Genomic DNA, 11,407 nt, shown 5'->3' with positions numbered 1-11,407 from the left:
AGAAAAAGCAAAAGGGTAGATATGTTCAAAATATGACAGCGCTTTTAAAACTTCTCCTATATATGACAACTGTCACTAGTGCGCTCGTTGTCAGTCAGGTAAGTTATCGTTAGTAGATAGCTAGTTCCAATATGAAACTTGTATGTAGAGGGGAAGTTTTTAATGAAAAAAATAGCTTGGATTACGGATACAGCTGCACAATTAGACGACGCTTTTATCCAAAAACATGATGTATACGTACTGCCTTTAAGTGTTGTTTTTTCTGATGGGTCATTTAGAGAATCCGTCGATCTCACACAAGAGGAGTTTTACGATAGATTACGCTTATCAAAATTTTCACCTAAAACTTCACAACCAGCAATTGGAGAAATGCTTGCTTTATACGAAAAACTAGAATTAGAAGGCTATGATTTTGCAGTTGCTGTACATCTATCAAGTGGACTTTCGGGGACAATTGACTGCGCACAGGCCGCTTCAAAAATGACCGACTTTAAAGTATATCCGATTGACTCGAAAATTGGTTCTTTTCCAATGATTAAAATGATTGAAATGGGTAGTAAACTGTTCGCAGAAGGCAAAGACGTAGAAGAAGTAGTGGCAACTATTACGAGAATGACAGATAAATCGAAGCTGTCTTTTATTCCTTCGAGCTTAAACCAATTACATAAAAGTGGGCGTGTTTCTGGAACACAAACCTTCATTAGTAATTTACTGAACATTAAAGTTGTTATCAGTTTCATAGATGGCAAACCCGTTATGACCGAAAAAGTACGGTCAAATAAGCGGGCGAAAGATCATGTCCTGTCTTTATTGCGTGCAGATATGGCCATAGCCACGGTGCCAGAAATTGCTGTGATTCACTGTAATAACGAGGAAGACGCAACAACCTGGAAAGACGAGCTCGTGCAAGAGTTTCCTGATCTGAACGTACACGTGATGGCACTCAGTGTTTGTGTAGGTGTTCATGCGGGCGAAGGGACGACCGGATTGAGTTGGGTTACTTATTAAGTTTAAAAGACAAAAAGACCGCTGATTCCTACTAGGATCAGCGGTCTTTTCTTTTTTGTTGGAAGTAGCTTATTTATTCATATAAGCTTTGATTTCTGCTTTGTTCATAGATGAATCACATTTTACGTTTGTCGTGTCACCTTTTGTATAGATGAAACCAGGAACTGTTGGAATGTTGTATTGGTTACGGAATGCTGAAATGCCATCCATATCAGCTGCTTCTACGCTGTTCACGTAGTAGATATGCGTATTCGTTTGCTCCGAAACATCTTTTAGTTTTTTAACGAAAGTTTGGCAGAAAGGACATACAGCCTTGCCAACGTAGATGACGGCTTCGGTTTCCCCTTTTACCAATTCTTGTGCTTTCGCGGAATCAATTTTTTCAAAACCTGCTATGTTTTCTTCGTAAGTCGTCATTACCAAATCAATCTCCTCTCTCTATTATCTTCATTGTACAGGAGTGCCTGTGTAGACGAAAAAAATATGCTTGAGCGGATGTAAGGAAATAGGGAATTCGAAATGGTCAGTCTGTTTTAAGACTCAACCACTCGGATGCGGCTGCCAGGTATAAATCCAGTTTTTAAGATCGCTGACCCGTTTGGACATATTGCAAAAATTCTTCGGCGGTCATGTCGTCAATACCAAGATTTTCAAGCGTTCTTGCATGAGTCATTAAATCACGGTCAAGGACAAGTTGTGCCATCTCGATAATTACTTCCATTCGTGCTGTCGGTAATTGAAGCAACTTGCCAAGAGCGACGAAAGGCACAAGGCCCATAGGAATATCTTCTGATAAGTAACGTGTATCAAGCGTTTTTTGTCCTTTAATATCCTGATATACGCTATTATTCCGTACCGATTCTGCGAGACTATTTTCATAAACATCATACTCAACTTCAAGCTGCTGACGACACGATAATAACTCAAGACCTAAAGCGCGTCCGATTGCAAGCCGTTCCTCATCCATGCTTTCAACAAATCGTCCAATGGATGGAGTAAAGCCATCAATATAAAAATGCCATTCGCGATCGGATTCGATTGTGCCGGCATTCAGCAATGTTGTCGCTGGGTGCAAAATCGGATTGGTGTTATCAAAGCTTGTTACCAAAATGCTATCGGCGGCTTCAAACTGCGGAAATGCCGTTTGCAAAGCTGCCACAACTCTTGGCGTTTCAGTAGCGGGAAGTGCCGCAATCAAAATTCGGTTTTTCAGTCCGAACACTTGAGTTCTACCGGCTTCGATTATGCGGCAACCATACAATAACGTGTTTGTTTCTGCCAGTGTCACATTTGCTGTACAGCCTTCGTCATGGAGAGTTTTTTCAAATGCTAATGATCCGAATGTGGCTGCTGGATTTAAGACAATAATTTGCCCATCTTTCAAATGCTTTGCACATGCCTTGGCAACTAAAGTATGTGCAGTAGCAGGTACTGTGATCAGTACGATATCGGCATCTTGCAATGCTTCTTCGATATTCGTTGTGGCACAGCTAACTTTGCCGAATCCAGTTAATGCATCTTCAAGAAAGACGCCACCTTGTTTTTTAATGGCTTGAATCGTATCTTCAAAAATGTCATACAGTGTCACGTCGAATCCCATTATTCCTAAATGCCCAGCTGTTGTTTGCCCGCCGTTGCCGCCACCTAAGATCGTCCATTTTGTGCTTTTTTTCATCTTTATCTACTCCCAGTTCGCGATTTTTCTTTTACTAGTTGGAATCAAAATGGACCCCAGTCAATCCATACACCAATTGCTAAAATAATCATTGTCCAAATCGTCCATTTTAATACGAGTGGTCCTGCAAAACGAATCCATTTACCAAATGGAACAGCTGCAATGCCAAGTGCCGCCATCAGAACTGGATGTGTTGGAGTAATCATATTCCAATAGCCATCTCCAGATTGAAATGCCTGAACGGCAATTTGACGGTTAATGCCAATCACATCACTAATAGAAGACATAATCGGCATCACAACAGCAGCTTGTCCTGTAGATGACGGAATAACAAAGTTAATAAGTCCTTGTGAAATGTACATGCCCCAAGCGGCAAAGACACTATGTAAGCCTGCTAGCGGCGTAGACACAGCATAAACGAAAGTATCAATAATCTGTCCTTCTTCCATGACGACAAGAATCGCACGAGAGAGGCCGATGATAAGGGCGGCAGCTGTTAATTCAGCAGCACCTTTCATAAATTCATCGGTAAATTGATTAAAGCTACCATTGAATGCAATAAGACCAACGATAATGCCCATCAGTAACATTAATGCAGAAATTTCTCCGAGGTACCAGCCGTATTTCAATACACCGAAAACGAGTGAAACAAGTGATAAGCCCAAAATAATCATAATGGCTTTGTGTTGCTTGGTCATGGTGAGATTATCCAGCAATGTAACGTCAGTTTCGACTTCGACTGTTTCTCCTGATAAGAGACTTGTTTTGGGATTCAGTTTCACTTTCTTGGCATATCTCAATGTGTGATGAATGGCGATGATCAATCCGCCAATCATTAGGATAGTACGTAAGCCGATACCTGAAAAAAGAGGCAATCCAGCGATAGCTTGTGCAATTCCAACGTTAAAAGGATTGAGAGGACCAGCAGAATATCCTGCATACACGCCGACGACCACAATCGATACTGCGACAATTCGGTCATAGCCCATCGCAATTGTTGCAGCGAGTACAATCGCAACAAAAGGCAAAGTCTCTTCGGCCATTCCGAACGTCGCACCGCCAATCGCAAATGCAGTCATGGCAATGACGATAAAAAGAGATTCTCTTCCTTTCAGGCGATGGATCAATCGAGCTAGCGCCGCATTAATGGCGCCACTTTTAACGATGACCCCAAAGACGCCACCGACAATCAAGACAAATGCGATAATCTCAGCAGCGCCAACGATGCCGTTAAACACGGATGACAATACGCCGCCAGGCCCAACAGGTGAAGATTCTGTATAAGAGAAGCTATCCGCAACGATTAATTCTCTACCGGTTTCATCATCCATTGCTCGCTCGTACTGACCTGCAGGTACGATATAAGTTAATAATGCGACAAGAACGATGATGAACATCAGTAATGCAGTTGTTGTAGGCGCTTTCAATTTCAACTTTCGTTTTTCATTTTTCCCCTTGCTGTGCTTTTCCATGTAACCCACCATCCTTCTAAATGTATAAAAAACAGGTAACTCAGCTTTAAAATCATATTAACTTAATTAAGTATAATATTATAACTTTATATAATAATAGAAACTAAAATGATACTAGTTTCTATATAAAACGATGTAGGCAACATTAGAGATCACTTTTTCTATCGATCAAGTCAGTTCTAACTCTACATAGTACTTGTCTTTGTCTTGTTTCATAACGAATTTAGAATACTCAACAGGCTCTCCGGACGTGGAGTACGTAATGCGCTCCCAAACAAAGAGCGGCGTATTTGAACGAACTCCAAGCAACTTCATTTCTTTTTCATTGGCGACTGCTGCAGAAAAGTAATTTTTCGAACGTGCTAGAGAAATTCCACATGTTTTTTTCAGAACGTCATAAACAAATGTATCTTTGTTGGGTGGCTGTTCGATAGCGGGCCAGATATTCTGAGGAATATAAGTGTACTCTAACGAAACCAATTCTCCTTCTTCATAGCCAAGTCGCTCTAAATAGACGAATTCAGTGTCTGCAGGCAAACCTAACTGCTTAGCTACCCCAGGATAGGCTTGATGAAAACCACTTGCAAGTAAATCATGAGAACTGCTAATCTCTTCATTCATCTTGATAAACTCTGATTTGTGGATATTTTTCTCTGTTGGCAGTTTGGTTACAAAAGTTCCGCGTCCGCGTTGTCGCATGAGCATTCCTTTGTCCACTAAATTCATAATGGCTCGTTTGATGGTAATGTTGCTAACATCGTGCGTTTCTGCCAATTCGTTTTCTGTTGGAATCTGAAAGCCTTCGTCCCAAACTCCTGTCAGAATCTTATCCTCTAAAATAACCTCTACTTGCGAATAAAGAGGAGTTGTTGCTGCTTTATCAATTTTCATGCATCCCACCCTCTGTCTGGTGATTATAATGTTATAACTATTCAGTTACTATATAAGAGAAATTATTGATTGTAAAGCTTTTTTTTATTGAGTCTTTAGGCAAAAATTATCTTTTATCAATAAAAAGTAAACACAGACTCTCCATCAATTGAACTATAAAAGAGCTTTTTTCGGGTATTGCTATTTATTTCACTAGGTGTCTGACAAGAAACGAAGCTCTTAAATGTCTTCAATAATCACTTAGTGGGTCATTCAAGAGGCGGGCAAGTTGTTTAACAACCATTCGCTGTCTATGTTAAGCTTTAGTGAGACTTATACGATTAAATGGATAGTTGGTTAACTTAAAAATACGGACATGACGATAATCGAGGTGCCTGACGATGACGATATTTCAAGAATTAGAAATGTACAAGAATTTTGATGAACTAGCTACTGACTTACTCGATCTCGCCAAAGAAATCTTGCCGGAGCAATTTATTTTTTTAAGTTCTATTAATGATACGCAGCAAGTAATATTGAAATTATCAAATGATAATACAAGCATTGATGTCACTGAAGGTACGATTGTAAATCTTAATGATACCCTTTGTCAGCACATTGATTTTGGAACAAAACAACCGTTGATTTATGAAGACGTCAGCAAAGAAAGTAGTTTAGGTGATTTTAAGAATATACTAGAAAAAGCCAACATTAAATCTTATTTGGGGATCCCTATTTCTTTTGTTAATGGAGAGAAATTCGGAACATTGTGTGCAGTGAATGATCAAGTAAGCCGTTTTGATGAGAAAAGTATTCACTTGCTTCAACGAATTGTTCGGATGTTTTCTTATTACTTGGATTTAGAGCGTTTTGCTTATAGAGATGTGTTAACCAACCTATACAATAGACGTTATCTTGCTAAATTTTTCGAAGACCATCACGATTCTGGAGGAACAGTGTTCTTTCTAGATTTGGATGGCTTTAAAGGAGTCAACGATTTGTACGGTCATGACGCCGGAGACATGGTGTTAGAAGAAGTTGCATCCAGACTTCTGAAATTTATCGATGGGTATGAGGATGTTTTTGCTGTTAGATTAGGAGGAGATGAATTCGTTATCCATTTCTCTCAACCAACTAGCGCAGAACGACTGAGTGAAATGGCGACACGTTTACTGGATAGTTTGATGACTTGGGATGATGATTTTCAACTTTCTGCAAGTCTTGGAATTGCTACGTACTCAATTAACAGCGAAATTGACTTGAAAACACTCCTTAAAAATGCGGATTTCGCTTTATTTCAAGCGAAGAAATCAGGGAAAAACGCGTATCAGTTTTTTGAAACAGAAAAGATCGTGTGATCGTTGATTTCCAAGCTAAAAGCGTCAACTCTATAATCGAGTTGACGCTTTTATGATGAAAAGTAGTACGATGACTAGCCAATCTAAAGTCAGCAAGCGATTAAACAACGTAGCATTGTCAATACAACCCCCGCCACTTTCCACAAACGGACGATTCGTGTAAACTGTATAAGGTTAAGAAAAAATGAGATGACGATACAATAAAGATTGCTAGTATAAATCGAATGATAATGTTTGGATGAAGAATCGATCTTGCATCCTTTAATGAGAGGATTGGAACTTGAATATGAAAGAGAATTTTTGGCGTGATTTACCACGACCTTTTTTTGTATTGGCGCCGATGGAAGATGTTACGAATGTAGTGTTTCGCCATGTAATAGCAAAAGCGGCAAAACCGGATGTGTTTTTTACTGAGTTTACAAATACGGAAAGTTACTGTCATCCGGAAGGAATCTTTAGTGTGCGAGGGCGTTTGACCTTTACTGAAGACGAACAACCAATGGTGGCTCATATATGGGGCAATAAGCCTGAGCATTTCCGAGAGATGAGCATCGGAATGGCGAAACAAGGCTTTAAAGGAGTCGACATCAACATGGGTTGTCCTGTGCCAAATGTTGCGGCCAAAGGAAAAGGCAGTGGCTTGATCCGTTATCCGGACAACGCAGCTGATATTATCCAGGCAGCAAAAGCAGGCGGCTTGCCTGTCAGCGTCAAAACAAGAATTGGGTATACGGACGTGGACGAGTGGAAAGGCTGGCTGACTCATCTATTTGAGCAGGATATTGCCAATTTATCGATTCATTTGCGGACTAAAAAAGAAATGAGCGCAGTGCCTGCACATTGGGAATTGATTCCAGAAATCAAGAAACTTCGTGACGAAATCGCGCCAGATACTCTTTTGACGATCAACGGAGATATTCCGGATCGTCAAACGGGTCAGGAACTTGCCGATAAATATGGGGTTGACGGCGTTATGATCGGGCGAGGTGTTTTTCACAATCCCTTTGCTTTTGAACAAGAACCGACAGAACATAGCCCGAAAGAATTGTTTGACTTGCTGAGGCTACACCTAGACCTTCACGACCACTACTCAACAGAAAGTCAGCCCATCGCATTCAAACCGTTGCGCCGCTTCTTTAAAATTTATGTTCGTGGAGTACGAGGCGTTGGTGAATTGAGAAATCAGTTGATGTATACTGAAACGACAGATGAAGTACGTGCATTGCTGAACGACTTTGAGAAGCAGGAGCAAGAGCTGACATCTGTCTAATAGAACGCAATAGAATTCTTTTGTGCAAGTGTTTTTGAAATGAAATAATGGTATCTTCATCATAAGAAACCGCCTGAGTATTCCAAAAAGTGGAATGTCTAGGCGGTTTTTTAGGACGATATGACGAAGAGAAAGTTATGGAATCGCTAGTATTTTCACAAATTGACTTCATCTGATAGAATCGGTATATTAAATGGCGAAGCAAATGATTGGAGTGAACCGTTTGACCCCGTACGTGGAATTGCAGAATTTAGAGTTGATTGATTTATTGAGCGAACGCCATATTTCAACACAGAGAATTTCAGAGCGTGCATGGAATGACACGAGTGACATCCACATTTCAAACTCTGAATGGCAGATTATGGCACGCATTTATAAAAAGCAGCCCACTATTTCGTATGTTACCAAAAATGTAGACATCTCTCGCCAGGCCATCCATAAATTCATTAAAAACTTGGTGACTAAAGAATTGGTAGAAGTACAAAATGTTGAGAACAATAAAAAAGAAAAATGCATTCGACTCACGACGTTAGGGGAAGAATACTACGAAAAAAACGAAGCATTGAAAATTCAGTTGGAACATAAAATTGCAGAAAAAATTGGTGCTGATCAAATGAAAATGCTCAAAGATCTTTTAAAGACCGATTGGGGAATATAGTTTGGATGTTAAAAAAGATCTTGTTTCATCAATTTATTGATGAAACAAGATCTTTTTTTAGTCTAGTTAACAGTCGACGACGGTTGATCTTCTGTGATCAGGTCGTTAATCATTTGATTGATTTCTTCAAAGCTCGTGTCCATTGCGTGAGCAAGTTCTTTAAAGAGCATGATCTGTGTGTTGTTAATCAGTTTATAGTCATGCGCGTAGAAAGTTTCTTTCTGAAGCTGCGTATCAAACTTTTTGCGCATTAGCGTATTAACAATTTCCGCAATTTGCATGCGGTCTCCTGTATTAATGAGCTTAGGCTGTAACGCTTTAGCAGTTGACTGATCGGGCTCTACTCCAGGCTTTTTAAAAATTTCAATGATTTCGAGTGCTTGTTCTTTTTGGAGAAGCTTCAGCATCACGACTTTATCGTTATCGACAGGCGTAGTGATGGTCACTAACGTATTCGCTAAAGGATGCAATTTATAATATTTCTTTGTGACACCTGAAACTGTTTCATCACGGATATCGTTAATTCTACATAGGCCATGTGTGGAATAAATGATGTGATCTCCAATGGTAAACATTTTTTTCCTCCTAAAATGTATCTCAACTAATTCTAGTATAGCACACATGCTTTAAATCGTAAACTTAGTTGACAATTAAAGAAAGGGGCCTGGGGCAAAAGAGATGTATTCGTTACTTTTCCTTCTTTATTGAAGCTCGTGCAGACATAATACTGTCACAAAAAAAGGATTAAAGCATGAAGAAGTAGGGAATAAAGGGGAAAGCTTGTTCGTAGATTGTCGAAGTGGAGGTAACAAGAGATGAAGAGTATAGAAGAAGCAAAGCGTTTGATTATCGCCGAAAAACTGAAACACTATAATGAACGTCTGGCAGATATGGAGCGAGATTTGCAGTTTTTCTATGAAGAGTCGACGAACGATAAAGAATCTTTGGACATTATTCAAGATATGAAAGAGAAAGTCGAACAATTAAAAGAAGTAAAAAATAAAGAAAACCACGAGACAGTGTTTTAATCCTGTCTTTTTTGCTGTCTTCGCGTAAGTGCGATGACCCGGGGATTATGTGCTATCATTAGAATTGAATCGACTTCGGATAACGACGATAATGAGCAAGCTACAGGAGGAAGAAAAGATGGATAATAACGATTTATTGATCAGACTGCGTTATGCACTAGATATAAAAAACAGGGATATGGTCGAAATTTTCAAATTGGGTGGTATAGAACTTAGCAAAGATGAAGTATTAAAAGTGCTGACAAAAACCCCAGATAGCGAAGAGGAAGAGGAAGATCGTATTTGGATTGACCGGGAAGAAGACTATATTAAAGCAGAAGACGCTCTATTTGAATCTTTTTTAAATGGATTTATCGTTTTCAAAAGAGGACGTCAAGAGCCCAAACCTGGGCAAACTGAAGTTTCTGCAGTGACCAATGAACGTTCTAACAACTTACTGCTGAAAAAAGTGAAAATTGCTTTACAGCTAACGAGTGAAGACATGTTGGAGATTTGGGATTTAGCTGGAGTTACGGTAACAAAAGGTGAACTTGGAGCGTTACTCCGAAAAGTTGGCCATAAAAATTACAAAGAATGCGGCGATCGCTATGCACGCAACTTCTTAAAAGGATTAGCAATCAGATTCAGAAAATAAAAAAAGCGTGTCTACGAGTCAGCGTTACTGATTTGTGGATAGGTTTTTTTTATTGTCGTAGACTGGATAGCTTAGAAGCAGACTTTCTTCATGGATAAAAAGAACTATCCCTTTCGTGTGAAAATGATATGATAGAAAGAAGAAATCATAGATGGGTGCAAAGGGGATAGCAGGATGAATTGGTTGCCGAAGAGAAAAAATAAAGTGGCGGCTTTTTGGGAATGGTTTGCAGACAATAAAGAGGTCTATAGTCGCTTGGATGAGTCGAGTAGAAGCAAACTATTAAATCAATTGGAAAAGAAATTGCACAAGGTTAACAAACATTTGGCGTTTGAACTTAGTGAACGTTTAATTAACGACAAACGACAATTCATCATCAGTGCGGACGGCATGGTTGAGGCATTTGATGACGTCATTGATCTAGTTGGTCAGGCTCCAGAATTTGAATCGTTTACGATTATCGCCTTTCGCCAGCGACAAGACGAAGAGGTATCGATCGAGTATGGCGATATTAAATTAGCATGGGAAGACATCTTTTGTACTTTTGAAAAAGATAACGCCAACGACGAAGTGAATTTAATTCTTTACATTAAAGGTTTTACTGAAGAAAATGAAGATGAATTTATCTCGGCTTCTTTTATTCTATTGGATACAGTTATCGGGGAATACAATGCTGGCATGCGCATTGGAGAAATTGAATTTATTAGTTACGAAGGACAAGCAGACGCTCGGCCGGTAAAGGATTTGCAAAGTCTTTTTTAAAGAAGAAGAAGACAGTATACTTATAGAAAAACCTGTCGGAAGTTTTTAATCCAGATAGGTTTTTTGAGTCGCAAGCGAGCTGATGAAGTGGCAGCGGTGTTAGGGTTTTGCCCAAGTGTCTTGGCTAAACCAAGTGCATACATAACTGGATTCTGATCGGCCAGAAGCCTAGAACATTTTCATAATATACATAAAGGTGCCATTGTTTTTGATCGAACATTTTCCAAGTGACTGTATGTTACTGTCCTTATGAATAAGCATGTAACTCTTCTGCTGATTTACTTACTGATCCAGTATTTACTGAAATGGTTTGTACAATAAATAAACAGATGTAGAGATGAGAAAGAATAGGGGGGCGGCGAAAAACCGTTAACAGCTTCTAAAGAATAAAAGGATTCTGTTTTTAAAGAAACTCACAGAAAGTTCATTTTTTTCTAACAAAATATATTGACCTGACCAATAGATACCTGTACTATACTAAGAATACTAAAACTGAATAGTGAATCTTTATCGAGAGAAGTTGAGGGACTGGCCCTATGACGCTTCAGCAACCAGCCGAAAGGTCAGGTGCTAAATCCAGCAGGCAAGAGATTGCCTGACAGATGAAAAGGAACGAGTTTGATATCGTAAAGCCTTCTTTTTCATGGAGGCTTTTTTTGTATATATAGGGGG

General features: G+C 39.4%; 12 protein-coding genes and 1 riboswitch. Of the genes, 7 read left to right on the top strand and 5 right to left on the bottom strand.

Annotated elements, in window-relative coordinates; translation table 11 throughout:
* The first annotated feature begins 162 nt into the window (after positions 1 to 162).
* Positions 163 to 1,008, top strand: a complete 846-nt coding sequence (locus AUO94_RS05825; RefSeq protein WP_058386341.1) for a DegV family protein — start codon at positions 163 to 165, stop codon at positions 1,006 to 1,008.
* A 69-nt stretch (positions 1,009 to 1,077) separates the two neighbouring features.
* On the opposite strand, the gene AUO94_RS05820 is transcribed toward AUO94_RS05825, so the two are convergent.
* From AUO94_RS05820 to AUO94_RS05805, 4 genes are all read right to left on the bottom strand, one after another.
* Positions 1,078 to 1,425 (bottom strand): DUF6568 family protein, encoded by a 348-nt coding sequence (locus AUO94_RS05820; RefSeq protein WP_058386340.1) that lies wholly within the window; start codon positions 1,423 to 1,425, stop codon positions 1,078 to 1,080.
* 163 nt (positions 1,426 to 1,588) lie between these two features.
* Entirely contained in the window at positions 1,589 to 2,683 is a 1,095-nt protein-coding gene (locus tag AUO94_RS05815) for an NAD/NADP-dependent octopine/nopaline dehydrogenase family protein (protein ID WP_058386339.1), read from the bottom strand.
* Positions 2,684 to 2,727: 44 nt separating this feature from the next.
* Positions 2,728 to 4,155, bottom strand: coding sequence for a YfcC family protein (locus AUO94_RS05810; protein ID WP_058386338.1), 1,428 nt, complete (start codon positions 4,153 to 4,155; stop codon positions 2,728 to 2,730).
* A gap of 168 nt (positions 4,156 to 4,323) precedes the next feature.
* A complete protein-coding gene (locus AUO94_RS05805; RefSeq protein ID WP_058386337.1) occupies positions 4,324 to 5,046 on the bottom strand; it encodes a GntR family transcriptional regulator in 723 nt (240 codons plus the stop codon).
* 380 nt (positions 5,047 to 5,426) lie between these two features.
* On the opposite strand from AUO94_RS05805, the gene AUO94_RS05800 reads away from it, so the two are divergent.
* From AUO94_RS05800 to AUO94_RS05790, 3 genes are all read left to right on the top strand, one after another.
* Positions 5,427 to 6,383: a sensor domain-containing diguanylate cyclase gene (locus AUO94_RS05800; protein ID WP_058386336.1), complete on the top strand. Its 957-nt coding sequence runs from the start codon at positions 5,427 to 5,429 to the stop codon at positions 6,381 to 6,383.
* 286 nt (positions 6,384 to 6,669) lie between these two features.
* The gene (locus AUO94_RS05795) at positions 6,670 to 7,653 is read left to right on the top strand and encodes a tRNA dihydrouridine synthase (RefSeq protein ID WP_058386966.1); all 984 of its coding nucleotides are present in this window, start codon (positions 6,670 to 6,672) and stop codon (positions 7,651 to 7,653) included.
* Positions 7,654 to 7,846: 193 nt separating this feature from the next.
* Positions 7,847 to 8,311: a MarR family winged helix-turn-helix transcriptional regulator gene (locus AUO94_RS05790; RefSeq protein ID WP_058386335.1), complete on the top strand. Its 465-nt coding sequence runs from the start codon at positions 7,847 to 7,849 to the stop codon at positions 8,309 to 8,311.
* Positions 8,312 to 8,373: 62 nt separating this feature from the next.
* On the opposite strand, the gene AUO94_RS05785 is transcribed toward AUO94_RS05790, so the two are convergent.
* Positions 8,374 to 8,886, bottom strand: a complete 513-nt coding sequence (locus tag AUO94_RS05785; protein WP_058386334.1) for a CarD family transcriptional regulator — start codon at positions 8,884 to 8,886, stop codon at positions 8,374 to 8,376.
* A 240-nt stretch (positions 8,887 to 9,126) separates the two neighbouring features.
* Between AUO94_RS05785 and AUO94_RS05780 the strand changes: the two genes are divergently transcribed.
* From AUO94_RS05780 to AUO94_RS05770, 3 genes are all read left to right on the top strand, one after another.
* On the top strand, positions 9,127 to 9,339 hold the full coding sequence (locus AUO94_RS05780) for a hypothetical protein (protein ID WP_058386333.1): 213 nt from the start codon (positions 9,127 to 9,129) through the stop codon (positions 9,337 to 9,339).
* Positions 9,340 to 9,457: 118 nt separating this feature from the next.
* Positions 9,458 to 9,973 (top strand): YehS family protein, encoded by a 516-nt coding sequence (locus AUO94_RS05775; protein WP_058386332.1) that lies wholly within the window; start codon positions 9,458 to 9,460, stop codon positions 9,971 to 9,973.
* A 174-nt stretch (positions 9,974 to 10,147) separates the two neighbouring features.
* Positions 10,148 to 10,735 (top strand): hypothetical protein, encoded by a 588-nt coding sequence (locus AUO94_RS05770; protein ID WP_237150183.1) that lies wholly within the window; start codon positions 10,148 to 10,150, stop codon positions 10,733 to 10,735.
* A gap of 504 nt (positions 10,736 to 11,239) precedes the next feature.
* Positions 11,240 to 11,344: riboswitch (SAM riboswitch) on the top strand.
* The last annotated feature ends 63 nt before the right edge of the window (positions 11,345 to 11,407 follow it).

The sequence above is a fragment of the Planococcus kocurii genome (assembly GCF_001465835.2).
Classification (GTDB): Bacteria; Bacillota; Bacilli; order Bacillales_A; family Planococcaceae; genus Planococcus; species Planococcus kocurii.
The sequence above is the reverse complement of the archived record's forward strand: the minus strand, read 5'-3'. Positions and strand labels throughout refer to the sequence as shown.

What these genes read in the sequence shown, in the direction of transcription:
- AUO94_RS05825 (WP_058386341.1), top strand. Translation starts at nt 163, where the DNA reads ATGAAAAAAATAGCTTGGATTACGGATACAGCTGCACAATTAGACGAC.
- AUO94_RS05820 (WP_058386340.1), bottom strand. Translation starts at nt 1,425, where the DNA reads ATGACGACTTACGAAGAAAACATAGCAGGTTTTGAAAAAATTGATTCC.
- AUO94_RS05815 (WP_058386339.1), bottom strand. Translation starts at nt 2,683, where the DNA reads ATGAAAAAAAGCACAAAATGGACGATCTTAGGTGGCGGCAACGGCGGG.
- AUO94_RS05810 (WP_058386338.1), bottom strand. Translation starts at nt 4,155, where the DNA reads ATGGAAAAGCACAGCAAGGGGAAAAATGAAAAACGAAAGTTGAAATTG.
- AUO94_RS05805 (WP_058386337.1), bottom strand. Translation starts at nt 5,046, where the DNA reads ATGAAAATTGATAAAGCAGCAACAACTCCTCTTTATTCGCAAGTAGAG.
- AUO94_RS05800 (WP_058386336.1), top strand. Translation starts at nt 5,427, where the DNA reads ATGACGATATTTCAAGAATTAGAAATGTACAAGAATTTTGATGAACTA.
- AUO94_RS05795 (WP_058386966.1), top strand. Translation starts at nt 6,670, where the DNA reads ATGAAAGAGAATTTTTGGCGTGATTTACCACGACCTTTTTTTGTATTG.
- AUO94_RS05790 (WP_058386335.1), top strand. Translation starts at nt 7,847, where the DNA reads ATGGCGAAGCAAATGATTGGAGTGAACCGTTTGACCCCGTACGTGGAA.
- AUO94_RS05785 (WP_058386334.1), bottom strand. Translation starts at nt 8,886, where the DNA reads ATGTTTACCATTGGAGATCACATCATTTATTCCACACATGGCCTATGT.
- AUO94_RS05780 (WP_058386333.1), top strand. Translation starts at nt 9,127, where the DNA reads ATGAAGAGTATAGAAGAAGCAAAGCGTTTGATTATCGCCGAAAAACTG.
- AUO94_RS05775 (WP_058386332.1), top strand. Translation starts at nt 9,458, where the DNA reads ATGGATAATAACGATTTATTGATCAGACTGCGTTATGCACTAGATATA.
- AUO94_RS05770 (WP_237150183.1), top strand. Translation starts at nt 10,148, where the DNA reads ATGAATTGGTTGCCGAAGAGAAAAAATAAAGTGGCGGCTTTTTGGGAA.